Genomic DNA, 25,667 nt, shown 5'->3' on the forward strand with positions numbered 1-25,667 from the left:
TCCACCCCGCCCGTGGGCATGATGCTCGTCCATGGCTGTGGCCCTTTTATGGCCTTTACGAACCCGGGGCCGTACGTGGAACCAGGGAACAGTTTGATCACCTCCACCCCCAGTTCCTCGGCTCGGTCGATCTCCGTAAGACTGCCACATCCCGGGCTGTACATGACCTTTCTCCGGTTGCAGGCCACGGCAATGTCTTCCCGCAAGGAAGGCGTCACGATAAAGTTGGCCCCTAATTGCATGTAGAACGAAGCGGCCGCGGCATCGGTGATGCTCCCCACCCCCATGATCATGCCCGGTAGTTCTTGGAGCGCATATTTGTTCAGTTCGGTGAACACCTCATGGGCAAAATCCCCTCTCGCCGTGAATTCCATCAACCTTGCCCCACCATCGTAACAGGCCTTCAACACCTGCTTTCCCAATTCCACATCCGGATGGTAGAACAGGGGCACCATGCCCGTTTCCTCCATTTTCCGTGCCACCTCGATCCGTGAATATCTTGCCATATCGTTCTTTTACCCTTGTCCTTTTACTTTTACCTTTTTTACTTTTGTCCTATCTGGCCACCCTTCCGGAAGCATCGCCTCCCATCAGCTTTTCGACCTCATCCACGGTCACCAGATTGGCGTCGCCCACGATCGTATGCTTCAAGCACGAAGCTGCCACCGCAAAGTTAAGCGCTTTCTGGTCATTGTTGGGCCATGTGAGCAATCCGTAGATCAATCCGCCCATGAACGAATCCCCTCCCCCTACGCGGTCCACGATATGCGTGATCTGGTATTCCGGGGAAGTGAACATGTTTTTTCCGTCATACAATACCCCGGCCCAGGTGTTGTGCGAGGCCGATAGGGAACCCCTCAAGGTAGTGATCACCTTTTTGGCGTTGGGGAACTTTTTCATCATCTGCTGGCACACGGACAAAAAGGCCTCGGCCTTTACGTGCTCTCCCTGTGTGGTGATGTCCAGTCCCTCGGGCTTTATCCCGAAATGTTTCTCCGCATCTTCCTCGTTCCCCAGAATAATGTCACAGTATGAGGTCAGTTCCGTCATGATGGCCTCCCGGTCCCCTCCGTATTTCCAGAGCTTGGCCCTGTAGTTCAGATCGGTGGAAACGGTAAGTCCGTGCTTTTTCGCCGCCTTTACCGCCTCGATGCAGGCATCGGCCGCTCCCTGGGAAATGGCCGGGGTGATCCCCGTCCAGTGGAACCATCCCGCCCCTTCAAAAACGCTGTCCCAGTCCACCATGCCCTTCTGGATCTCCGCCATGGCCGAATGGGCCCGGTCGTACACCACCTTGCTCCCCCTGGAAACGGCTCCCGTTTCCAAAAAGTAGATGCCCAATCGGTCCCCACCGAAGATGATCCTGTCCGTGCCTACCCCGCGCTTGCGCATCTCCATCAGGGCACATTCGCCCAGGTCGTTCTTGGGCAACCGGGTGACAAAGTCCACGGGAATGCCATAATTGGCCAGGGATACCGCCACATTGGACTCCCCCCCGCCGTAGACCACATCGAAACGGTTCGCCTGCGAAAACCTTAAAAACCCCGGAGGGGCCAATCGTAACATGATCTCCCCGAACGTGATCACTTTTTTTGTCCCTTTCATATGCTGTTATGTTAGTTGGTTCTTAAAATATCATTTTGTTTGAGAAAAAGAAGAACGTACTTGGGAAAGCGGTACGCTCTTCTTGAAAAACTAAACTAACTCAAACAATCAATTCTTCTATTCTTTTGATTAACTTTTTATTTCGGACACTACTTTTTCTGGGGCGCTTTTGTGCCAATAGGATGCCAGTATGGACCCGGTAATGTTCATCAGCGGACCGAAAACGGCAGGCGCAAGCCCCATGGTGGCGATCTTGCCCAACGTATTGGCGATCCCCGAGGCCAATCCCCCGTTCTGCATGCCCACTTCTATGGATATGGTACGGGCATCCCGCTCGTCCATCCCCACCACCCGTGCGAACCAATACCCCAAGAAATAGCCGAAAAGGTTGTGTGCGAGTACCAAGAGGAGCAACATGCCCCCGATATCCAGCAGACTGTCCCTGCCCGCTGCGGTGATCACGATGATGATCAGGCCTATGGCCAACATGGAAAGCATCGGCATGATGTCATCCAACCATTTGGTCTTGCCGTGCAACAAATAGTTGAACAGCAACCCGGCACCGATGGGCAGGATGATCATCTTGGTGATGCTCCACATCATGGTCAGCACATCGATCTCCACGAACTGTCCGGCCAACAGTTTCATCAACAAGGGGGTGACAAAGGGCGCCAACAAAGTGGCTATGGAGGTGATGGTAATGGACAGTGCCAGGTTGGCCTTGGCCAGGTAGGCCATCACGTTGGAGGCCACCCCGCTCGGGGAGCAACCGATCAGAACGATTCCCGCCGCTATCTCAGGAGAAAAACCGCTGATGTTGGCCAGTACGTAACCGATGATCGGCATGATGGCCAACTGTGCGGTCACGCCCACCAATACCCCTTTTGGGGACTTGATGATCCCAGCGAAATCCTTGATGCTCATGGAGGTCCCCATCCCGAACATGATGATCTGGATCAACGGGATGATCAACCCCGTCAGCTTAAAGTCCCCTATCCGTACAAAATATTGGGGCCAGTATAAAGACAGTGTTACCCCGCCAAAGATAAGGGCCGCAAAGGTATAGCCTTTAAGAGAGGCAAAACCATTGAAGCCTATACCCAGCAAAAGAAAGAAAACTACCAAGGGAAGGCCTGCCGACGAAAGGTTGCCCATAAACACCATTATCACAAAAAGTAAAAGTGATATTGCCGCCAGCACCAAACTGGATTTATATATGTTCCAATTTTTCAAAATATAGTTTTTAGGTTACCAACTTGCTTCTCCAAGGCAGCAACGTTAGTTTTCACTTTTGATTAAAGGTTTTCCAAGGGTCAATTGCCACTTCTTTTTTCTTCCCGCTCTTTCAAGAAGGCATCCAATTCCTTTTTAGGCATTGGTAGGTTTGGATATTTGTTCAACCACTCCTTGAAATCTTTTTCAAAAACCGCATCGTCCACCACAAATCTTTCATTGATATACTCATATTTATTCGTACGCATACAGAACCTATTGAACTCATCGCGAAGGGCGGTATATTCTCCTGAAATGACCACTTGTTGAACCAAATGGGCAGGGATGAAACTTACCCCCGTAGACTTGGCCAAGACCACATCGCCAGGCAATACGGTAACCCTTCCTATTCGAATAGGTCCATTTACCGATTCTATCATCATTTCTTTAATGGCCGATGGATCAGAACCCCGAATCCACGCGTTGAACCCTTCAATTTGTGAAAGTCCTTCCACATCACGAACAGATCCATTGAAAATGACACCGCGTTTTCCTGCTTTATAGATGGCATTGCCCAAGTTGTCACCGATCAATGTTCCATCGATCATTTTACCATAGCTATCCGCCACATAGACATCCCCATCCATTAACTTGATAATGGGCGCATAATTGGTCACAGGGGTTTTGGTGCCCTCCTTTTCCGCCTGCTTCTGGATGTAGGTATCAAAGTCTTTACGGAATGGCATGAATTGGGCCGTTACCACACGACCGGTCATGATCTGGTCAGGATGCAGAATTTCCCATCCATTCTCGTAAGTACTGGCAAAATTCTCAAATTGGTTGTTGTAGCCATTTCTTCTTAGATTACCCCATACTTCCTCCATAGAGAGTGCCTTTAGGCGCTCCAGTAGCTCATCCGACACTTTGGGTCTTCCGTCCGAAGTTCTCTCCCCTGTCCATTCAGAAGTCAACGCTTTGATCGTTTCTGGTTGCCAGACTACATTTTGCGATTGTAGACCCATAACGGTACATACAATGGCTATACATGACATAAATGCTTTTTTCATAATGTTTCATTTTAATTAATGCCTTATTAGATTCATTTTTCAAATTTTGTTTTTCTAGGATTTATGGGACCCTAACCTTGATCAAAACCTTCTTGATAGTATCATGACCCTTTTCCCTAAATGCCGGGCGGTGAATCTCCTTTGGAGAGAAAATGAAGAATGTTCCGGGCTTACCCACATAGAACTTCCCATTTTCCACATTGTAGTTCTCCACATCCCGTTTGGGGTCGTAGGCCGCTGTTGAAGTGTATTTGGAATTCTTCAATGAAGCGACCCCCATACCGGCCTTCCCTTTGGCCACATACTGCAAATCGTTGAAATTTTGATGGGTTTCCCAGTTTATTTCCGAAATGTCCTTGGTAGGGCCCTCGGAAACAAATGCGGTTACATTACCTTCATCAATGACATACCTTCCGGGCTCCAATGTTTCAAGATCGTGTGATGCCAGAAATTCAAATGCCTTGTTCCACCAATCTGGATTACTGCAATATTGGCGTGCCAGTTCCTCCATGTTTATGGATTTGTGGGGCTTCAGTTTTACCCCGTTCAACCAAGCCTTGCTTTTATACCATTTAGCAATGCTCTCCTTGTTGCACGGTGTCTCCGTATTTTGTGCACATGCACCTATGGCACAGCATACTAACAGCAATAGCAGACCTGCCCTTTTTACCAAGAGTTTATGTAAAATTCCCATGATCTTGTCTTTACTGATTAATATCCTGGGTTTTGTTCAAAATCGTCCCGATTGGTAAGACGGTCTATCATGTTGCTGGGAATAGGGCGGAGCAAATGTTTTTGTTCGATGTTGCCCCTACCCAAAGTATTGTACAACTGCACCCTTTCTATCAACTTACCTGTCCTTTTCAAATCGGCCCATCTAAGTCTTTCAGCTCCCAGTTCCAATGCCCTTTCATCCAAGATGAAGTCTATGTCCAGTTGATCCTCTGTGATTTCCATAGCCGTTTCCTTTCCTGGCCAAGCAGCCCGATGCCTGATGGTATTGATATGTTCCACAGCCTCTGGTAAATTCCCAAGTTTCATGTAGGCTTCTGCTGCAATCAAGTACATTTCGGCCAAACGAATCTCGATGACGTTCTTTGTGCCTACCCCACTGTTGATGGATGGCCTTAATGGATCTTTGTACTTTCTCATGTGTGGAAACAATTCCCTGGAACCTGTTGGATTTTCCCCATCATACAAATCATTGATATCAAAAACCCCATATTTTTGTTCCAACACTGCTTCTTCATCATCCGGAACGTCCCATGGAACATAGATAAATGCCGTATCGCCAATCTGCATGTTGGCCGGTAGGGTTGACTCATTGTTGGCAATCCAAGCTGTTTTCCACGACTTTGCAAATCTGGAATCGTTCTCCCGGTTGGCAGCCAATAGATCAAAGTAGTAACGGGTTGCCACAAACCTTGGCCATGGACGGTCATTCTCGAGTGCTCGGGTCATCCCGGGTTGCAGGTCATATCTTGGAGTAAAGTATAGAAAGTATGCGTTTCCACTTCCATTCAAACGCTGGTCTTGCGAGAATTGAATGGACCAAATTACCTCGGAATTCTCTCTATTGTCCACATCCCATAATCTCGAATAATCATCCAATAGGGCCAATCCATGGTCGTTGATCACTTTTTCGGCAAATTCGGCAGCCTTGTCATTTTGACCAAGAGTCAGATACACCCTTGCCAATAAAGCCTGTGCCGCCGCTTTTGTTACCCTTCCAAATTCTTCCTGTGTTTCAGGAAGGTTTTGTTCAGCAAAAACCAAATCGGACACAATCTGGGCATACACTTCAGCTTCCGAAGCCCTAGTGGCCGTAGTGACTACTTCAGTAACCTCTTCTGTGATAAGTGGTAAGCCCCCAAAGTGCATCACCAAAATATGATAGTACCAAGCCCGAAGAAAATAGGATTCAGCCACTTTTTGGTTCACTTCACTTTGTGTCATCTCCTCAACTTCACCTGCCCTTGAAATTGCGGTATTGCAGGCCGCAATGCCTTGGTAAAAGGGAGACCAAAGATTCCACAGAACCGGATTGGCCGGCTGTATTCCAGAATTATAGGCATTGAACTCTATGAATGTTCCATCGGATCCGTTGGTCCAAAGATCGGTTCCGAAGAAAACGAGTGGTGCAAAATTATTTCCCCCAGCAAACAGACTTCGGGTAAAGGTATAGTTGGAGTTCACCAAATCCTTATAACCCTTTTCTGTCTTGAAGTAGGAATTGACCGGTGGGGACACTATTTTCTCCTCATCCAGAATATCCGTTGAGCAACCACATAAGAATATGGCGGCAACAACACATAATGTAATTTTATTGATAAGCATTTTCATAACCAAAATTTTAAAATTGAACATTAATACCTAGAATCATAGTCCTTGTTGCAGGATAAGAGGAAATGGTCCTGGTACCATCATCCCCTATAGATCCGTTCAGGTCTGGTTTCATGTTAAAATCCCTTAGTTCAGATTTTGTCCAATATGCCAGGTTCTCACCGGATAGGTAAAGTCTTAAACCGGTAAATGGCGTCTTGTCCAACAGCGATTGTGGGAATCGGTATCCCAACGATATCTGTCGTAGACTGATCAAACTGGCATCCCGATATCTGAGGGTACTGCCATATAGGCCACTTCCCTCGTACAATTGATTTGGTCTTGGGTAATTATTTGTAGGGTTGGTCGGGGTCCAATAATCAAACACCAACTTGTTATACCTCTTCTTGGCGAAGGGAGCGAACGCTTCAATTGCGGTCATACCGCCCCACCTGATATAGGTCTGGAAAGAAAGATCAAAGTTCTTGTATTTGAAGGTGTTGGTAATATTGCTCACAAAATCTGGCTGTGCGCTTCCCAATACCATTCTATCGGCATCGGTAATGGCTCCATCATTGTCCACATCCAACACTTTTATTTGGCCGGGTTCCTCACCATAGCTTGCGGCTTCAGCACTTTCATTTTGCTGCCATATTCCAATTTTCTTGTAATCATAGAACACTTCTATAGGTTCTCCAATGAACCATCTGTTCCCAACGTCGTCCACTTTACCGTTATACAGTTCTTCAATCTCCGTGTTGTTCTTAAAGAAGGTAAGGTTGGTCTGCCAGTTAAAGTCTTCCCCTGCTACGTTTACCGAATTCAAGGAAAGCTCCAAACCTTTGTTCTTGGTCTTCCCTACATTCTGCAACACTTGATCGTACCCAGATGTAATAGGGAGTTTTCGATACATAAGAAGATCATAGGTATTTGTGTTGTATATGTCAACAGTACCTGACAACCTTCCCTTGAACAGCCTGAAATCAAGACCGAAATTGTAAACCGCAGTGGTTTCCCATTTAAGGTCCCTGTTCTCCAATTCTGTTGGATAGTACCCAAAACCTGGCTCCTCGTTCCATGAATAAGCGCTTCTGGTAACACCGCCCTGGGTTTGGTACGGACTGATACCCTGGTTACCGGTAACCCCATAGCTCAATCTCAACTTTAGGTCATCCAACCAATTCTGGGTACCTTTCATAAACTTCTCACTCGAAACCCTATAGGCAAAGGCAGCAGAAGGGAAATATCCCCATTTGTGGTCCGGTGAGAATTGGGAGGCACCATCCGCCCTAATGGACAAGGTTAACAGATATTTACTGTCATATCCATAAAACACCCTACCCGCATAGGACAACAGATCGGTTTCTATTAAGTTGGAACTTACTGAATTAACCAATGTAGCACTTCCCAGATTATGATATCTGGATTCTTCATAAGGAAGGTCACTGACCCCTGCACCGCTGGTCTCCACCCTTGTAGACTGGAATCCCTGAATTGCCGTTAAGGTTAGTTGATGCTTTTCATTAAACTGCTTGTTATAGGTGAGCACACTTTCGTACAACAAAAGGTTATCCACTGAGTTGTTAATGTCCGCAGTTGGCGTTCCCAGGTTTCTTGCCAAAGAATAGTACCCTGCGGATTCTTTTATGGTCCTCAGATTAAAATTGGTTCCCAGATTCAACCTGTAGGTCAAGTCGGGAGTTACCTTGGCCTCTGCAAATACGTTCAGGACAGCGCCCCAACTTTTGTTATCCCATCTGTAAGAATCATAAATGAAATCTGCCAGCGGGTTCAGCAAAAGACCATCAGCAGTTGCCGTAAACCTAGGAGTGCCATCATCCTCGTACAATTTTCCCAAAGGGCTTGATTGAAACGCCTGGAACAGGGCAGCACTTGATTTTCTCTTGTTGTATGAATGGTTCAACAATATGGATGCTCCTCCACTAAAAACAGGGGAAAACGTAAAATCCAAGTTTGTCCTGATGCTATAACGGTCAAAGACCTCTCCTGGAATTATACCTTCTTGTTTAAAATAATTCCCGGAAAAATTATATTTCACCTTATCCGATCCCCCGCTTACCGTAAGCTGGTGTTTCTGTTGAAGACCATGTTGGTAGAGCATGTCCTGATAATTCAGTCCATTGCCACCTTCCCTGAGACTCTCAATTTCAATCTCATCGAATATGATCTCATCGTATTCGTCGCTTGTTCCTCCTTCAGGATACCCCCCGATGGCCCTATACGCCTCCCTGGCAATTTCCGCATATTGTGGTCCATTGGCATAGGGGATGGTTCCATAGGCCATGATAGGGCCCGCATAACTTTCAAAAATGAACCTTGGGGCTCCCGTGGTTCCCCTCTTTGTAGTGATGATGATAACACCATTGGCTCCCCTTGCACCATAAATGGCAGTGGATGAGGCATCCTTTAAAACATCCACACTTTCAATATCATAAGGGTTGATATCGTTCAATGTCCCGTAATAGGGTGAACCATCCAGAATGATCAATGGATCATTGGTTGCCGTAAAGGAACGTTGTCCCCTTAACTGCAACTGGGCGGATGCCCCGGGACCCGTACCGGACGCCACCACATCCAATCCAGGGATCCGACCAACCATACCACCTTCAATGGATGTCATGGGAATATCTGCTATATCTTCCGTGTCAACCGAAGCAACGGAACCTGTTATGTCCCTTCGCTTTTGTGTACCATAACCCACTACCACGACCTCATCGAGCGCTTGGGAATCTTCCAACATGACAACATCTATCGTGGTGGATTGGCCAACCGTTATTTCTTGACCTGCAAATCCAATGGAACTGAAAACTAAAATGGATTCGGGGCCGGAAACCTGAAGGGAATAGTTGCCATCGAAATCCGCGGCCACACCGTTGGTGGTCCCCTTTTCCACAACATTGGCGCCGGGAATGGGAACCCCTTGGTTATCTGTAATGGTTCCGCTTACCGTATATTGCACAGGTATGGCCAAGGGAATATTCCTCTTCTCCTTGTTTTCCTCGGCATCCTTATTTTTGGGTTTGTCCGATGTTCTTTTTAGAACAATTTGGTTCTTGACCATGGAGTAGATCACGGGTTCCCCATTGAAGATCATCTCGAGGATATCCGCAACTTTCTTGTTCTTCACTTTTAACGAGATCTTCCGATCCTCGTTTATCTCTCCACTTTTATAGAAAAATTTGTAGCTGCTTTTGGACTCAATCTTTTCAAGTACATGTTGTACAGTCTCATTTTCTACTTCTAGATCTATTTTGGTATTCTGCGAGAATGAATTTGCATTTACATTTAAAAGAGCGAATACCAAAAGAACGAATGAGAGTTTCATAGTCCGGTTCTTGTTTAGAATATTTCCCAATACTGAGGGAAACCAATCTATTTTTTGCATAATTTTGAATGGTTTTGATTAGTTAGTAACATTTCTATTTAAAATCAATCCTTGTCGGGAAGTGTTGCCGCACTTCCCGATTTTTGTTTATGTGCATTTTATCATAGGCCGCTTTCCTTTTTGTTTATAATAATTTTTCCGTCGTTGATCTGATAATCAAAATTGGCACTTTCCTTAAAGGTGTTCATGAGGTCTATAATGGACTCTTCATTGAACTTACCATTGAAACGCGCAGAGGTCAGTTCGGCATAATTGTTCTGTATCTCAACATTATACCTACGTTCTATTTTTTTTATGATTTCCGGGAAGGATTCATCATTGAAGATGAGTATATCCTGGGTCCAAGCTATATAGTCCCCCACATCAACTTCCTCAACATTCAAACCCTCGGGTACCACGGAAGCTTTCTGACCAGGTTTTATGACTCTTGGCTCCGATATTTCTCTGGCCCCGCCTTGGTGGCTTACCGAAACACTACCCTCTACCAGTACGGTATGCTGCTCAGATCCATTGTAAGAACTCACGTTAAAGTGAGTGCCCAAGACCTTGACTTGCATATCATCGGATTGTACCACGAAAGGATTCGCTTCATCCCTTGTTACCTCAAAATAGGCTTCCCCTTCCAAAAACACTTCTCTTAGATTTCCGGGGACAAAGCTGATAGGAAATCGCAGGTTTGTGCCTGCGTTCAGATACACTTGGGTACCATCTGAAAGTACCAGTTTGAACGTTTTTCCCTTGGGAACATTTATTTCGTTGTAAACCAATTCTTTTGATGAGGAATTCTTTTTGTAGCTCAACACTCCCCCTTCTTGAGAGGCAATGACCTTACCGTCCTGATCCAAAATATCTCCGGCCGAGTTCTCACTCAAATTATTTTTGCCTTCACCTGTTTGAAGTACCACCATTTCTTCATCAACAGGCAAAAGATAGTCTTGAGCGTTTGAGTTTTTGAAATAGAACAGTGAAATCAATGTTATTCCAACCACCACAGCGGCATATTTTATCCAATCCTGATGGTATACCCTACCGATAGCGTATTTCTTCTCATTAAGGGTCTGCTGCTTTATTTTATCCCAAATCTCTTGCTTCTTCGAGGCATCAAAACCCCAATCGGTCCAAATTTTTGAATCATCTTGGTAGGAGTCCAAAAAGGCTTCCAAAAGCCTTTCTTCCTCTGGTGAACATTCACCCTTCAGATACTTTTCAAATAAGGATTGGGCCTGTTTTTTGTTTAGGTATTTCATGCTTTCGCCATTACGGGTAGTTATCCCCTCTAATACCTAAGTACCAAAACAGCTTAAAGAGTACTACTCAATTTTAACTTTTTTTTGATGATTTGATAATTTTATTCAAACAAAATCATATCAATCGCAAATACACCAGTCAATTATTCTGAATTTACACAGTAGATATTAATCTGTTTGAAGAAAAAAAATGAAAATGAATGTACGAGCGCTGCTTATAGGGTAAGCATGAAGATAATGATGGGATAAATGACAATCTGTTCCTGTGTCATTTGTTCCCTCAATTTTTTGATGGCCTTGCTTACTTGGTTCTTAACGGTCTGTATGGACATGCCCAACTCTTCGGCAATCTGTTTGTTTGATTTTTCCTCGAACCGGCTCATGATAAAAATTTCCCGACATTTTGGGGTGAGCTTATCGACCAGGCTGTTGATCAAGGACTCCAATTCATCAAATTCAATTTGGCGGGAGGCATTCAAGGACGCGTCCACCAAATTCAATCTGGTCAGGTCTTCCTGTTTAAAGTGTTGATTTCGGAACGATTTAAATACCTGAAACTTGACCGATTGATAGAGATAAGGTTTTAAATGGGTAATATTGTTTTCCTTTCTCTTCTCCCAAAGTTGGATAAAAACATTTTGAATAATGTCCTCGCAGATTTCCTGATGCTTCAAGATATTCATTGCATACAGGAACAGCTTTTCCGCATACCTGGAATATATCCATTTATAGGCAACTTCATCATCATTTTGTAACCGCGAGAGCAGTTCTTGATCGTTTTCTGGCATTGGTGTTTGGTTGAAGTTGACATAAATCTAATTATTTTATTTAAATAATAACAATTTGATAATAATATTCCTACATATTATTAATAATTCAAACTTCTACGAAAACGTTTTTGTAGATGAAAATACTCTGAATCAACTATTCCATGCGTGCAATGTGGCATCAAATCTTTAAATTGACACCGAAGATAATTTGGCGAAATCCACCTGCAAAGATTCCCGAAGTGGCCCGGTTCAACCTGGAAGCCCTATACACATCATCAGTAATGTTCTTTCCATTTACAAAGACGGTGGCATCAACCTTTTGTCCAATGTTAAAATCATAATTGACAAAGGCATCCACAGTGGTGTAGGATGGTAACTCCCCGATGGCGCCATCCGCGGACTCATTTATAAAATTGTGGAACTCCGTGTACTGTTTTCCTACATGATGCACGTTGAACCCACTGGATAATCCCTTCCAATTGTAGTTCAGACCAAGACTCATGTTTATTTTAGGCGTGTAGGGTGCTTCAGTATCGGATAGTCCACCATCACCAAAAGTGATGACACTTTTGGTAATATTGGCAAAGTCGGCGGCATCGATGGTTGCATCGGTCAACAGGGTCTCACCTGCCCCTTCATCCACATAAATTTCAAACGCATTTCTGTTTGTGTTGACTTTGTTGATGTATTCGTTTTGCGTAGCCGTACTGTGGATGACTTGCGAGAACAAATCTTTATCCTCCAATCTGCCTTCCTTTACTTTGGAATGTAAATAGGTTACGTTGGCCAAAAAATGGAGTTGATGATCATTCTTTTTGAACAATTCCGCGTTGATCGCCATTTCAACACCTTGTACATTGATCTTGCCCAGCTCGCTGAACACTTCATTTCGACCACCCGCATAAAAGTTTCGGCTGGCATTATGAAAATAGGTCAACTGCCCCTGAATACAATTTTTAAGCAAGCTGCCACGCCATCCCACTTCCTTGTTCCAACTCAGTTCAGGATCGATGTTGATACTCTGACCCGCCAACGGATTGGTGACCACGCCATTCTGCTCCACCAAGAATCCAAACACCTTGGATGGGGCTATCATGCCTTCATAAACACTGCCGTAGAACTCCCCATTACCGTATGCATGGCTCAGGGTCAACCCAGGCAAGAATTGATTATAAACATTGGGCTCCCTGCCTTCTGAAGTACTTTGTAAATCTGGATCTTGGACCAAGGCCAACAAGTTTTGGCGATACATGTCCACATGCTCAAACCGTAGGATGGGAATTGCGGACAGGTTTCCAAAATGGAACTCGTTCCTCACATATCCGTTTGCGGACCAAAGCCGGTACCAGAGATCTGTTGTGGTCCTGCCATTTCTGGCCCAACGGGAACTATCGGCCTGTAGGAACACATCCTTAAAAGTTTCACGGTGCAAATTAACGCTGGCCTCAAATTCGCTGGGAGCATTGAACGCCTCCCATTTGGCCTTGATGGTTTCCTTAATACCGGAAACCCTGTATATCCATCGGCTATCCGTAGTGCTTTCGCGTCCGTTCTGAACTCGACCCACGATCACATAATCCTCGTCCCCAAATGCTTTTCCTGCCAAATAACCATATCGGTCAGCAAAAATGTCATCCCCCACATAATCCTGAACCTCGGAGGCCTTCACTTTCGCCGTCACCTGTCGCCACCAGTCCCTTTCAAAATCGGAGGCGTATACTTTTGTGGTAAAGCTTAGGTTTTCATGGGAAAGCCATTTGTGTATGATGTCCACTCCATACCTTCTCATGGTAAACTGATCGGCATCCAAAGGGTTCTGGGTATAATCCGTCTCGAACGTAAATGGTGTTTGGGAACTTAATGAGGCCTGGTTGTCCTCGAACTGTCCACTCACTTTAAAATACAAGGATTGGTCTTCGGAGAGCTGGGCAAATATTTTGGCGTTCAGGTTCAGAATTTCCACGGAGGAATTATCGGTAAACCCATCAAATTTTTTATATACTCCTTCCACCAAACCACCTATTTGGTTCCAGGTACCACCATAAGAGAAAAGTCCGGAAGTATAGTTTCGCTGACCGCCCGTCAACTTTAAACGCAAAGTGGGTTTCTGGGGAGGCAATGCCGTAATATAGTTCACGGCACCGTACATATTATTGGGACCGTACTTCAATAAATCGGCGCCTTTGTACACTTCAATGGAGGTGATTCGGTCACTTACAGGATTGTAATAGGCTCCCGGCGCAATGTAAGGTGCCGGTGCCGACGGGGTACCATCTTCCATGAGCAGTACCTTCTTGGAACGCCTTCCCCAAGACCCCCTAATGCTGATATTGGGCCTGTTGGACAATCCCATATCCCCTACAATGTTCACCCCCGGAATAGTCCGCAAAACCTCTTCGGTACTCAACGGATTTATATTTTGGAGGGTTACCGGATTTATCCGAAAATTGCTTCCGACAATGTCTGTTTTAAAATTTTTGGGTGATGCGCTTACAATGACCTCATCCAAAGTAGTATTGGACCTTGTGAGTTCAATAATACCCAAATCCGTACTGGACGAAGAAATTGCAATTTCCACATCTTCATAACCCAAGTACTTTACTACTATTGCATTGTCTTCACGGCCTGCCTGTATCTCAAACCTACCAAAATCATCCGTAAGGGTTCCCTTTCCACCAGGTGCCACTATAACTTGGGCTCCCAAAAGTGGTTGCTTATCTGAAGCATCAACTACTTTACCGGTAAACTTGGATTGCGAATAGGATAAAAAATTGGAGAATAGTGCAAACAGAACAATTAAGGTTGAGTACGGAAATTTTTGTTTTACCATCATTTTTTAGTTGTCAGTTATTTTTGATTTGTTTTTCTTCTATGAATCCGAAACTTGGTATGTTGGATGACTTTGGAATCCTTCTTTTCCATAAAACGGTCCTGAACCATACCCTTACGTCCACATCCAAAATGGAAAGCAACGCAGCAACAATGACAAGATTCTTTATGATATACTGTCCAAGAAGCGTTAGGACCAAAGGCCCTTCATTGAATACCTCATCTGGAAAAAACACTAAAGGTGTGAACGTAAAAAGTATATGGACCAAGGCCAGAAAAGCAGCCGTTCTTCGATAGAGGTTAAGAATTAAAAATACTCCTACCCATGTTTCCCAAATAGCCAACAATACAATGGAAATGGTATCGGGAACCAAGCCAAAAGTAAGTACATGCATTGTGCTTTTGGCCAAGCTCTCTGCTGGACTTAAATCCGGAAAAAATTTTAGTGCGCCGAACCACAGGTATACCATTCCCAGAGAAAAAGCCAAAAGACTGTTCTTTCCAATTCTTTTCATCCTGAAACAGATTTAATTATTGAACTCGTTCATCAGTTCTGGGGTCACTTTAACTTTTTTGTTCCAAAGCGATAGGAAATCCCCTGCTCCCAACAAATTGTTGTCCAATGGGATACCCACACGGGAAAAGAAATGCCTAATGGCCACACAATCGTGTGCCCGGGCCAATTGCGACCCCAGAAAAGAGGTCACGATAAAACATAAAATAGTCAGTGCTTGTGTTGCTCTCATGAGTTGTTTAGTTGATTGGTTTGCTCTGCACTAGGACGATGAAAATCGTGCCCATTGCACCTCAGTTACTCTGTATGAGAGCCAAAGTAGAATTATACCCAGTTGGGTGTGGCTAATGGAAAAGTAATAAAGCTTAACGAAGGGTTAATCAGATTAAACAAGAATTAACCATTATTGTTGAAAAATTACCGTTGGCCTGCTTCAGTCTCGGTATTTGTAGATATTGGGCAAGCTGATCCCAAACCGAACGGCCATTAACCTTAAGGTGATAACCACCAAAATGGCGGCTATGTAGGCATAACTTTCCTTTAAGGAGAGCATCATGAATAAAAAGTAGCTGGCACCTCCCAAAATACAGGCCGTGGCATAAATCTCCTTTCTGAAAATCACTGGGATTTCATTACAAAGGATGTCGCGGATAACCCCTCCAAAACAGGCGGTCATGGTACCTAAAAAAATGCACATGATAGGAAGCAACTCAGCTTCAAGACCTTTTTCTACACCCAGCATGGTATACAACCCTATCCCGATGGTATCGAACAAAAACAGCGATTTTCGTAGATATTTGAGTTGGTTCACAAAAATGATGGCAAAAACCACGGTAATGAAAATAGTGGTCACATAGGTAAGATCCCGCATCCAAGCCACTGGCGTGTTTCCAATAAGTAAGTCCCGTAAAGTCCCCCCACCAATAGAGGTGACAAAGGCAATAATCAATACCCCAAAAAGGTCCAAGCGTTTTTCCATGGCCACTAAAACCCCGGAAATCGCAAAGGCCACCGTACCCAAAATATCAATAGTCTGATAGAGCATGCTTACATTTTTTGGGTGTAAAAATTATAATCTTTCAACACAACATCCACAAAATCAATAGGATGCAATGTTGTCTGAATACCTGTGACTTCCTTTATTTTCCTATCCAAAGAAACAATGATGTTATGGTCCCCATTTCTTTTGGCGCTGTCATAAAGTTCTTTAATCGTTTGAATCTCACTGTCCTTAAAAACGGTCACCTGTGGAAACTGCGGCTTATAGTCCAAGGGAAGCTCCCGTAACAAGGTATCGTTCAGGGTAACCTTTTTTTTCTCACTGATGACCGTGGTACCTGCTGCTATATCCCCTATCCGTTGTCCTTTGCCTCTAATCAGAATAGTTAAAACAGCGGCTCCTCCAGAGGTCATGGTCACATCAATGATCCGCAAAACCCATCTTACAAAATAATTGGCAAAACTGGGTTTCGATCCATCCAACATCACCACGCGGAGTGACATGATTCCTTTCCCAATCGTTTTTCCATCGGACAAGGTCTCAAATAGCAGATAATAAAAAAAAGCAGGTAGTCCCATAATCAAATAGAACGCCCATTGATCGGCCGGCTCTATGTCCAAAGAAAGTAGGAATATGAACATCAGAATAACGTAGACCCCTATAATAAAACTGTCAATGATATAAGCCAGCATGCGTTCTCCCAAATTTGAGGTGTTTTGGTCGATCGTTATATTTTGGGCCGTTTCTATTTGAAATTGTTCCATATTTTAGTTTCTTTACTCATAAACCTAAAGATTTAATGCGAGAGGCCGCTTTTGTAAAGCAAAATAAGGACAAATGGGCTGCTTTTGAAAATGTCTTGAACAATAAAGGCCGGCTTCACCCTGACAAGCTTTCCAATCTATACATCGAAATCACCGACCACCTTAGCTATGCCAAAACCTTTTATCCCAATAGCAATACCCAGTTTTATCTAAATTCCCTTGCCTCGCAGGCGCATCAAAAAATCTATAAGACCAAACGGGAATCCAAGAACCGTATTGTAAGTTTTTGGAAAACCGAATTTCCAAGTATGTTCCACAAACATCATCGGGAATTGCTCATCTCTTTTTTGGTATTCACTTTTTTTGCGGTAGTGGGAGCCTTTTCGGCAGCGAACGAAGGTGATTTTGTGCGGTCCATTTTAGGTAACGGTTATGTGAATATGACTTTGGAGAACATTGAAAAGGGAGACCCCATGGCGGTCTACAAACAGCAAGGGGAATTCAATATGTTCTTGGGCATTACCATCAACAACATTAAAGTGGCCATATATGCCTTTGCCTATGGTATTTTTTTAGGGATAGGCACTTTAATGGTACTCCTTCAAAACGGCATCATGTTGGGGAGTTTTCAATATTTCTTTTATGAAAAGGGATTGTTGTGGGAATCGGCACGAACCATTTGGATCCATGGCACCATTGAAATTTCGGTCATCATCATTGCGGGATGCGCCGGACTGGTCTTGGCCAACGGAATGCTTTTCCCGGGCACTTTTACAAGATTGGAGTCGTTTAAACGTGGAGTGAAGAACGGACTCAAGATCATGATCAGCACGGTTCCCTTTTTTATTGTTGCGGGATTTTTGGAAGGGTTTGTTACTCGCCATACCGAAATGCCCGATTGGCTGGCCATCATCATCATTTTGGCATCCTTGACCTTAATTATTTTTTATTACATCATATATCCAATCCAAATCAAAAAGAAAAACCAATATGCAAACGCCGAAATACATCGAATTTAAAAAGCAAAGGGAATTGGGCGAGATCCTCTCCGATTCTTTGGGTTTTATCCGTAACCAATACAAACCTTTCTTTGGGACCTTGTTGAAAATTGTGGGACCCTACATCTTGGTCATGCTCATTTCCATGGGGTTTTATATGTACACTGTTGGCGATATTTTCAACTTCGCGAATACAAATACCTATTCTGGGAACAGCTTTTCACCTTTCATCATGGTAGTAGCGATCGGTATTTTAATGTTGAGCTCCTTGGCTGCCTACGTAATGGCACAGGGAACCGTTTTACATTACATCAAATCCTACACAGACCATAAAGGTGAAATTGTATATGATGAAATTCGCTCTGGAGTTTATGGTTCTTTTTGGTCCTTCATCGGATTGGGATTTTTAGTAGGGCTTTCGGTGATGATAGGTGCCTTGTTCTGCTTTGTGCCCGGTATTTATTTGGCCGTTCCATTGTCCATTTCCTTTGGAATTTTGGTTTTCCTCAAAAAAGATGTCATCGAGTCGTACAATTACAGCTTTACCTTGATCAAGGATAATTGGTGGATCACCTTTGCCACTTTGTTTGTGGTATACATCATTGTGGCCATCGCTTCGTATGCATTTAGCCTGCCCGCCGTGATCTACATGTGGGTGAAGATGGGCATTTTTTCCGGGGAGATGGATGTGGAGAATATGAACGTCTTCAATGACCCTATCTATTTGCTGTTGAATATTTTGAGCACATTGGTCCAGTTCCTTATGAACATCATTTTCTTGGTGACCACTTCCATGATTTTCTTCAACCTGAACGAAAAGAAAAATTTTACCGGTGCCTTTGAGCGCATCGATAACATCGGTAAATCTTAAGCTGTTTTATGCGAAACCTATTGACCATACTCTTGGTTCTGTTAAACTGGACAATCCTTTTTGCCCAGAACGATTCCATTGTACGGTACGATAGCACTGAGATGCAACCCCTGGAAATTTCAGAGGACGACCTTCAACAATTTTTAAACGATGACGCTTTCAACTATGAGGTAGCGGAACCGAAAAGTACCTGGTGGGATGCTGTGACGAATTGGTTCTACAACATCATCCGCAGTTTTTTTGAATGGATTTTTGGCGTGGAAAATGCAGGTGGCTACCTTGCCATCTTCCTAAAAATATTGCCGTATCTCCTATTGGCCATTTTTTTGTATTTGGTGATACGTTTTTTCATCAAGGCAAACACACGTTCCTTGATCTACAATGAAAAAAATCCGAATATGGTGATCCTTTCCGAAGAGGAACGCATCATCAAAACCGAGGATATCCAACAATTGATCAAGGAGGCCTTGGCCGAAAATAATTATCGTTTGGCAGTGAGGTACTACTACCTTTTTATCTTGAAGTTGTTGTCGGAACGTGAAATGATTGCATGGCAACGACAAAAAACGAACGACGATTATAGCAATGAACTTTCGGGCGGTCCTTTAAAACAGCAATTCAACCGGGCTACGTTACTCTACGATTATATTTGGTACGGGGAGTTCCAGATTGATCAAGAAAGGTATTCCAAGGTGGAAGAAGTATTTGTGTCACTTAAAAATTCCATTGGCACCCATGGTTAAAAAGGGTTGGACATACCTACTGATTGCCATCATTGCCATTGGAGGCATATTTCTGTTGGAGTACAACAAACCCAAACAGATCAATTGGTTTCCATCGTATGTGTCCCACCACAAAATTCCTTATGGCACCTATGTTCTGAATGAACTGATGGAAGATTTTTTTCCGTCGCGACTTTCTCAGATCCACAAACCACCTTTTGAGTTGCTTACCCGAAACGACACCGTACAGGGCACCTATTTTTTTGTGAACGAGTCCATCACCTTTGAAGAAGCAGAACTCAATACCCTATTGGATTGGACATCCAAAGGAAATTCGGTTTTTATTGCATCGAGCAGTTTTGAGGGACGCTTGTTAGATACCTTAAACCTGGAACAAACCAGCCTTTATAATGAAAGTGAGCTCAAGCCACACTTTTATCATCAACTGGTGAACCCAAATCTGAAGAGCAAGACCATTACATTTGAGAAAGATTATTACACCATGGTCTTTGATAAGATTGATACGTTGAACACGGTGGTCCTTGGGGAAGTTTATGTGCATTCAGACAGTACGGATGTTATTGAAAAGCACATTAATATGATCAAACAACCCTTTGGGGAAGGTGAAATTATTTTGTCCACCTTTCCGAAGGCGTTCACCAATTACTTCATCCTAAAGGATGAAAACAGGAACTACACCGCCGGATTATTGTCTTACTTAGGTACGGAAGGACCCATTTTGATGGATAACTTCCATAAATCCGGGAAGTCGTTCTACACCTCACCCATGTATCTCTTTCTGAACACCAAAGAATTTAAATGGGCCTATTATTTGGCGTTGATCGGAGCCCTGATCTATGTGATCTTTGAAGGGAAACGCAAGCAAAGGGCCATACCCGTAGTGAAACCTTTAAAAAATCAGACCTTGGCCTTTACCCGTACCATTGCGAACATGTATTACGAAAACAAGGAACAGCAACAGATTACCCAACATAAGATTGCATATTTTTTGGAATACATTAGAACAAGACTGCATTTGCCCACCCAAAAGCTGGACACGTCTTTTTTGAGGACATTGGCAGTGCGGAGCAACAATAGTTTGGAAGATGTGGAAGCCTTGTTCCGATTGATAGAAAAATTACAGTCCAAGTCCCAAATCACTGATATGGAACTGCAGGACCTCAACAAAAAAATAGAAGCATTTAAAGCACACGTAGATGGAAAACAATGATCTAAACTTTGACAACCGCGTACCCTTGGAAGAACTTAGAAACACCGTTGAACAGATAAAAGCGGAACTGGCCCAAGTGATCGTAGGGCAAAAGGATTTTGTGGAACTCCTCATCGTTTCCATATTGGCAGATGGCCATGCCTTGATCGAGGGTGTTCCCGGAATCGCCAAGACCATCACGGCAAAACTGTTCGCCAAAACCTTAAAAACAAATTTCAGTAGGATCCAATTTACCCCGGACCTTATGCCCAGTGATATATTGGGAACGTCTGTTTTCAACATGAAAACATCAGAATTCGATTTTAAAAAAGGTCCCATCTTTTCCAATATCATCCTAATTGATGAAATCAACAGGGCACCCGCCAAAACGCAGGCCGCCCTTTTTGAGACTATGGAAGAACGGCAGGCCACCATTGATGGCACTACCTACAAAATGGACGAGCCTTTTATGGTCCTTGCCACCCAAAACCCCATTGAACAGGAAGGCACCTATGCCCTACCAGAAGCCCAATTGGACCGTTTCTTATTCAAGATCAAGGTGAATTATCCCTCCGTGGAAGAGGAAATCCAGATTATCCAAACCCATCACGAACGGAAAGGGGAAAAACCACAGGATGCCATCAAACCGGTGCTCACGCCCCAAAAACTGGTAGAGTTCAAAAAGAACATCCATGAAGTGATCGTGGAGAAAAAGATTATGGATTACATCGCCAACATCATTGCAAGTACCCGGAACCATCCGCATTTGTACCTCGGTGCTTCACCAAGGGCATCCATTGCCACCTTAACAGCGGCCAAAGCATTCGCTGCCATGGCAGGAAGGGATTTTGTGATTCCTGAAGATGTGAAAAAGGCCTTGGTACCGGTACTCAATCACAGGGTAATTTTGACCCCGGAGCGGGAAATGGAAGGTATGACCACTGAAAATGTGGTGAACATGATCATGGAATCTGTAGAAATCCCAAGGTAACATGCGGTTTTTGAAATCGTTTTACATACACAACAAACTCTTTTGGTACCTGGCCTTTTTGGTAGCCTGCTTTGTACTTTCCTTTTGGCTACCTGTCATTTATCCAATTGCTTGGATCTTGACCTATTTATTGGTCGCCCTTTTTGTGTTGGACCTCTATCTGCTCTATACTACCCCAAATGCTATAGAAGGATCAAGGAACCTACCCAAGAAATTATCCAACAGCGACCAGAATGTCTTGGAAATTCAACTGAAAAGCAGATATCCGTTCAAGGTTTCCTTATCCATTATTGATGAACTGCCCGTACAATTCCAAAAGCGCGATTTTGAATACAGGACAACGCTTTCAAGGGGAGATGCTTTTCTGTACAACTATTCGGTTAGACCGGTGGAACGGGGTGAATATGTATTCGGAAACTTGAATCTATATGCTTCCTCCCCCCTTCAGATTGTGAAAAGGAGGTTTGTCTTCCAAAAAGACCAAATGGTTCCTGTGTACCCGTCCATCATCCAGATGCAGCAGTACGACTTTTTGGCCATGAGTAACAAATTGACCCAATTCGGGTTGAAGAAAATCAGACGGATCGGACATACGCAAGAGTTTGAACAGATCAAGGAATACATCAAAGGGGATGATGTAAGGACCCTCAACTGGAAAGCCACGGCCAAGAAAAACCATTTGATGGTGAACCAATACCAAGACGAACGATCGCAGCCCATTTATTCCATTATCGATACGGGAAGGGTGATGAAAATGCCTTTTAACGGACTTAGTCTGTTGGATTATGCCATCAACTCCACCTTAGCTTTTTCCAACGTAGCCCTTAAACGGAACGACAAAACAGGGATGGTCACGTTTTCCAAGAACATCGAAACCTTTGTTCCGGCCGTCCAGAAAATATCTCACCTGAATGTAATCTTGGAAAAGTTGTACAACATTACCACAGAATTCAGTGATTCCGATTTTGGATTGCTGTACGCCCACATCAAAAGGAAGATCAACCAAAGGAGCTTATTGTTGCTTTACAGTAATTTTGAGCACATCTCGGCCTTAAAACGACAATTGCCCTACCTATCGGCCATTGCAAAAAAACATGTACTGGTGGTCATTTTCTTTGAAAACACGGAGTTGGAATCATTGATCTCCAACCCTGCCGAAGACCTTCAGGCCATTTACCACAAGACCATTGCAGAAAAATTCAACTTGGAGAAAAAGTTGATGCAAAGGGAACTTCAACAGCACGGCATTCAAACTATATTGACAAAGCCCGAAGACCTGACCATCAATACCATCAATAAATACTTGGAAATAAAGGCGAGGGGGATTATTTAGTCAAACTCATTGAAGAAAGACCAAGCGTATTCAAACTGGGCAACTTTCCATCCAACACCACAAATTGGGGTTCTAAAGAAAAATCATTGCGTTTTTTCTTCTTTCGTTCCAGGCTGGAATATCTACCCCGTAACCGTTTGTTATCATCTTTTTTGGCGAAAAGATCAATGGTAACCCCAACGGTAACACCTCCCAGGATAGTAGCGGCCAAATCGTCGTTGTCCCAACCATTATCGCGTTGGCCTGCATCGACTGTTTCCTTGGCCAATCCAATCAAGGTACTTCCGGCCACGGAGCCTACAAAGGTCCAAATACGATTACCATCAGATGCTTGTTTGGCGATTCCAGCTCCGGCCAGTCCAAAAAGGTTTCCACCCAAAAAATGGAGTGCTTTGTCCCGTTCCACTTGCCCATGGCAATAGGAAGCGAGCACAAAAAATACTAGTGTGGGGATAAGTGTTCTCATTGCTCCCGCTAAAAGTATTAAAAGTTTCCGAAACTTTGACCGTAAAATACTAGTAGTCTTGAATTTCCGCCTTAGCCTGGTTGAATTCGGCCATTAGGTCTGCCACAATTTGGGCAGCGGGTTTAATATCGTGTATCAACCCGGAAACTTGACCGATTTCCAGCTCCCCTTCTTCCATATCACCTTCGAACATGCCACGCTTGGCCCGAGCCCTTCCCAACAAGGTTTTTAAATCCTCCACAGATGCTCCCTTGGCATACGCCGCTTGCACATCTTGGTAAAACTTATTTTTAAGCAAGCGTACTGGAGCCAGCTCTTTTAAGGTGAGTTGGGTATCGCCTTCTTGGGCATCCACCACCCATTTTTTGAACAGGTCATGGGATGATGCCTCGGGGCTTGCCACAAACCGGCTCCCCACTTGAACTGCATCGGCACCCAAAACCATGGCAGCTAACATGGCCCTGCCTGTAGCGATACCTCCTGCAGCAATCAAAGGAATGCTTATTTTTTCCTTTACCGAGGGAATAAGGACCATAGTGGTGGTCTCGTCCCTACCGTTATGGCCTCCTGCCTCAAAACCTTCGGCTACGATGGCATCTACCCCTGCTTCTTGGGCTTTTAGGGCAAACTTGACACTGCTCACCACATGTACTACGGTAATTCCCCTTTCTTGCAAATAGGACGTCCAGGTTTTTGGGTTTCCTGCAGAAGTAAAGACAATTTTAACTCCTTGGTCCACTATAATCTTTATCAACTTATCGATGTCCGGATATAGCATGGGCACATTCACCCCAAAAGGTTTGTCAGTGGCCTTTTTACATTTTTCGATATGCTCCTGCAACACTCCTGGATACATACTCCCAGCTCCCAAGAGACCAAGGCCTCCTGCATTGGAAACCGCCGAGGCCAACCGCCAGCCACTGGCCCAGACCATCCCGGCCTGTATGATAGGATATTGAATTCCGAAAAGTTGGGTGATTTTGTTTTGCATGTAATATTGAATAATTGCCAAACTGAACTTGTTTCAGTTTCCCATCAAAATAAAAATAATATTCTAAAGGAGTCTAAAATAAATTCAGAAGACGCAGTACAAACTTGAAAAAGGATTATGATATCACCCCAGAACCCACCAATTCCTCGCCCACATACCAAGCCACAAACTGGCCTTCGGTAATAGCGGATTGTTTTTCCTGGAAATCCACGTACAGTCCGTTCCCTACTTTGTAAAGGGTGGCTTGCTGTAACGGCTGACGGTAACGGATGCGTGCCATTACCTCCATGGTTTCGTCTTCCTTCAAGGCCAAATCAGGACGTACCCAATGCAGCTCATCCTCTTTCACAAAAAGCGTATTCCTGAACAATCCCGGATGGGTCTTGCCCTGTCCTGTATAAATGATGTTCTTGTTCACATCGGTTTCAATGACGAACAAAGGCTCTTTGGTGCCCCCAACGTTCAGACCCTTGCGTTGCCCGATGGTAAAATAATGGGCCCCTTGGTGCTCTCCCACTACCTTGCCATCTTCCATGGAAAATATGGGTTTTTCCGCCTGAAAGGCCAATTTCTCCTTTTCATTGTGAAACTCAGGAACAACTAAAGCAAATTGGGATGCATCACTAGGCACTTCTACAATGATCCCTTTTTTTGGCTTTAGTTTTTGTTGCAAAAAGTCGGGCAGGTGTACCTTTCCCACAAAACACAATCCTTGGGAATCTTTTTTATCGGCAGTGATCAAATTGTTTTCAGCGGCAATCTTGCGAACCTCAGGTTTTAGCAATTCCCCGATGGGGAACAAGGTTTTGGACAATTGCTCTTGGGACAATTGACACAGAAAATAGGATTGGTCTTTGTTGGGATCCTTGCCTGCTAACAGTTGATAGGTTTCGGTGCCATCTTCATTTTGGATGGTTCCTTTTCGGCAATAGTGACCCGTTGCCACATAATCGGCTCCCAATTGCAGGGCAATCTTTAAAAAGACATCGAACTTGATCTCGCGGTTACACAGCACATCCGGATTGGGGGTGCGCCCTCTTTCATATTCGTTGAACATATAATCCACGATACGTTCCTTGTACTCGGCACTCAAATCCACCGTTTGGAAAGGAATCCCAAGTTTTTCGGCCACGATAAGGGCATCATTGCTATCCTCTAACCACGGGCATTCCTCAGAAATGGTCACGGAATCATCATGCCAGTTCTTCATGAACAGGCCAATCACCTCATATCCCTGTTCTTTCAACAGGTATGCGGCCACACTGGAATCCACTCCTCCCGAAAGTCCTACAACAACCTTTTTCATCTCAATGCTTTATGGGTACAAAAATACAAAACACTCTTCATTT

The 25,667-nt window shown here is 44.2% G+C and carries 23 protein-coding genes; 6 read left to right on the forward strand and 17 right to left on the reverse strand.

Annotation, left to right across the window (positions count from 1 at the left end):
* The 14 genes from D2V05_RS13760 to D2V05_RS13825 form a co-directional block, all read right to left on the reverse strand.
* On the reverse strand, positions 1–506 hold a 506-nt coding region (locus D2V05_RS13760; RefSeq protein WP_119648204.1), incomplete at its 3' end, for a bifunctional 4-hydroxy-2-oxoglutarate aldolase/2-dehydro-3-deoxy-phosphogluconate aldolase.
* Between the two features lie 49 nt (positions 507–555).
* A complete protein-coding gene (locus D2V05_RS13765) occupies positions 556–1,605 on the reverse strand; it encodes a sugar kinase (RefSeq protein ID WP_119646817.1) in 1,050 nt (349 codons plus the stop codon).
* A gap of 129 nt (positions 1,606–1,734) precedes the next feature.
* The gene (locus D2V05_RS13770) at positions 1,735–2,760 is read right to left on the reverse strand and encodes a bile acid:sodium symporter family protein (protein ID WP_235855465.1); all 1,026 of its coding nucleotides are present in this window, start codon (positions 2,758–2,760) and stop codon (positions 1,735–1,737) included.
* 158 nt (positions 2,761–2,918) lie between these two features.
* On the reverse strand, positions 2,919–3,884 hold the full coding sequence (locus D2V05_RS13775; RefSeq protein ID WP_119648214.1) for an RraA family protein: 966 nt from the start codon (positions 3,882–3,884) through the stop codon (positions 2,919–2,921).
* 61 nt (positions 3,885–3,945) lie between these two features.
* Complete coding sequence (locus tag D2V05_RS13780) at positions 3,946–4,578, reverse strand: NanQ anomerase/TabA/YiaL family protein (protein WP_119648215.1); 633 nt, start codon at positions 4,576–4,578, stop codon at positions 3,946–3,948.
* A gap of 17 nt (positions 4,579–4,595) precedes the next feature.
* On the reverse strand, positions 4,596–6,227 hold the full coding sequence (locus D2V05_RS13785) for a RagB/SusD family nutrient uptake outer membrane protein (RefSeq protein WP_183114845.1): 1,632 nt from the start codon (positions 6,225–6,227) through the stop codon (positions 4,596–4,598).
* Positions 6,228–6,237: 10 nt separating this feature from the next.
* Positions 6,238–9,552 (reverse strand): TonB-dependent receptor, encoded by a 3,315-nt coding sequence (locus D2V05_RS13790; protein WP_183114846.1) that lies wholly within the window; start codon positions 9,550–9,552, stop codon positions 6,238–6,240.
* A 161-nt stretch (positions 9,553–9,713) separates the two neighbouring features.
* Positions 9,714–10,859, reverse strand: a complete 1,146-nt coding sequence (locus D2V05_RS13795; RefSeq protein WP_119648218.1) for a FecR family protein — start codon at positions 10,857–10,859, stop codon at positions 9,714–9,716.
* Positions 10,860–11,074: 215 nt separating this feature from the next.
* The gene (locus tag D2V05_RS13800) at positions 11,075–11,647 is read right to left on the reverse strand and encodes an RNA polymerase sigma factor (protein WP_119639313.1); all 573 of its coding nucleotides are present in this window, start codon (positions 11,645–11,647) and stop codon (positions 11,075–11,077) included.
* Positions 11,648–11,807: 160 nt separating this feature from the next.
* Complete coding sequence (locus tag D2V05_RS13805) at positions 11,808–14,462, reverse strand: TonB-dependent receptor (RefSeq protein ID WP_119648219.1); 2,655 nt, start codon at positions 14,460–14,462, stop codon at positions 11,808–11,810.
* Between the two features lie 10 nt (positions 14,463–14,472).
* Positions 14,473–14,973, reverse strand: coding sequence for a hypothetical protein (locus tag D2V05_RS13810; RefSeq protein WP_183114847.1), 501 nt, complete (start codon positions 14,971–14,973; stop codon positions 14,473–14,475).
* Between the two features lie 12 nt (positions 14,974–14,985).
* Entirely contained in the window at positions 14,986–15,204 is a 219-nt protein-coding gene (locus D2V05_RS13815) for a hypothetical protein (RefSeq protein WP_147378284.1), read from the reverse strand.
* A gap of 201 nt (positions 15,205–15,405) precedes the next feature.
* Positions 15,406–16,017 (reverse strand): trimeric intracellular cation channel family protein, encoded by a 612-nt coding sequence (locus tag D2V05_RS13820; RefSeq protein ID WP_119648221.1) that lies wholly within the window; start codon positions 16,015–16,017, stop codon positions 15,406–15,408.
* A gap of 2 nt (positions 16,018–16,019) precedes the next feature.
* Positions 16,020–16,736, reverse strand: a complete 717-nt coding sequence (locus D2V05_RS13825; protein WP_119648222.1) for an RDD family protein — start codon at positions 16,734–16,736, stop codon at positions 16,020–16,022.
* A 35-nt stretch (positions 16,737–16,771) separates the two neighbouring features.
* Here D2V05_RS13825 and D2V05_RS13830 point away from each other — a divergent pair, with 35 nt between their 5' ends.
* The 6 genes from D2V05_RS13830 to D2V05_RS13855 are packed head-to-tail and all read left to right on the forward strand — an operon-like array spanning position 16,772 to position 22,861.
* A complete protein-coding gene (locus D2V05_RS13830; protein ID WP_119648223.1) occupies positions 16,772–17,755 on the forward strand; it encodes a stage II sporulation protein M in 984 nt (327 codons plus the stop codon).
* Positions 17,727–18,605, forward strand: coding sequence for a hypothetical protein (locus D2V05_RS13835; protein ID WP_119648224.1), 879 nt, complete (start codon positions 17,727–17,729; stop codon positions 18,603–18,605). Before D2V05_RS13830 ends, D2V05_RS13835 begins: the two co-directional genes overlap by 29 nt.
* A gap of 8 nt (positions 18,606–18,613) precedes the next feature.
* On the forward strand, positions 18,614–19,348 hold the full coding sequence (locus tag D2V05_RS13840) for a DUF4129 domain-containing protein (RefSeq protein ID WP_119648225.1): 735 nt from the start codon (positions 18,614–18,616) through the stop codon (positions 19,346–19,348).
* On the forward strand, positions 19,341–20,558 hold the full coding sequence (locus D2V05_RS13845; RefSeq protein ID WP_119648226.1) for a DUF4350 domain-containing protein: 1,218 nt from the start codon (positions 19,341–19,343) through the stop codon (positions 20,556–20,558). The genes D2V05_RS13840 and D2V05_RS13845 overlap by 8 nt, the downstream gene beginning before the upstream one ends.
* On the forward strand, positions 20,545–21,528 hold the full coding sequence (locus D2V05_RS13850; RefSeq protein WP_119648227.1) for an AAA family ATPase: 984 nt from the start codon (positions 20,545–20,547) through the stop codon (positions 21,526–21,528). Before D2V05_RS13845 ends, D2V05_RS13850 begins: the two co-directional genes overlap by 14 nt.
* Before the next feature lies 1 nt (position 21,529).
* Entirely contained in the window at positions 21,530–22,861 is a 1,332-nt protein-coding gene (locus D2V05_RS13855; protein WP_119648228.1) for a DUF58 domain-containing protein, read from the forward strand.
* On the opposite strand, the gene D2V05_RS13860 is transcribed toward D2V05_RS13855, so the two are convergent.
* From D2V05_RS13860 to mnmA, 3 genes are all read right to left on the reverse strand, one after another.
* The gene (locus tag D2V05_RS13860) at positions 22,854–23,327 is read right to left on the reverse strand and encodes a YfiM family lipoprotein (RefSeq protein ID WP_182859108.1); all 474 of its coding nucleotides are present in this window, start codon (positions 23,325–23,327) and stop codon (positions 22,854–22,856) included. The genes D2V05_RS13855 and D2V05_RS13860 overlap by 8 nt on opposite strands.
* Positions 23,328–23,376: 49 nt before the next feature.
* Positions 23,377–24,318, reverse strand: coding sequence for an NAD(P)H-dependent flavin oxidoreductase (locus D2V05_RS13865; protein ID WP_119648229.1), 942 nt, complete (start codon positions 24,316–24,318; stop codon positions 23,377–23,379).
* 115 nt (positions 24,319–24,433) lie between these two features.
* Positions 24,434–25,624, reverse strand: a complete 1,191-nt coding sequence (gene mnmA, locus D2V05_RS13870) for a tRNA 2-thiouridine(34) synthase MnmA (protein WP_119648230.1) — start codon at positions 25,622–25,624, stop codon at positions 24,434–24,436.
* Positions 25,625–25,667 lie beyond the last annotated feature (43 nt).

It is taken from the genome of Flagellimonas pelagia (assembly GCF_003584135.1).
In the GTDB taxonomy this organism is placed as follows: Bacteria; Bacteroidota; Bacteroidia; order Flavobacteriales; family Flavobacteriaceae; genus Flagellimonas; species Flagellimonas pelagia.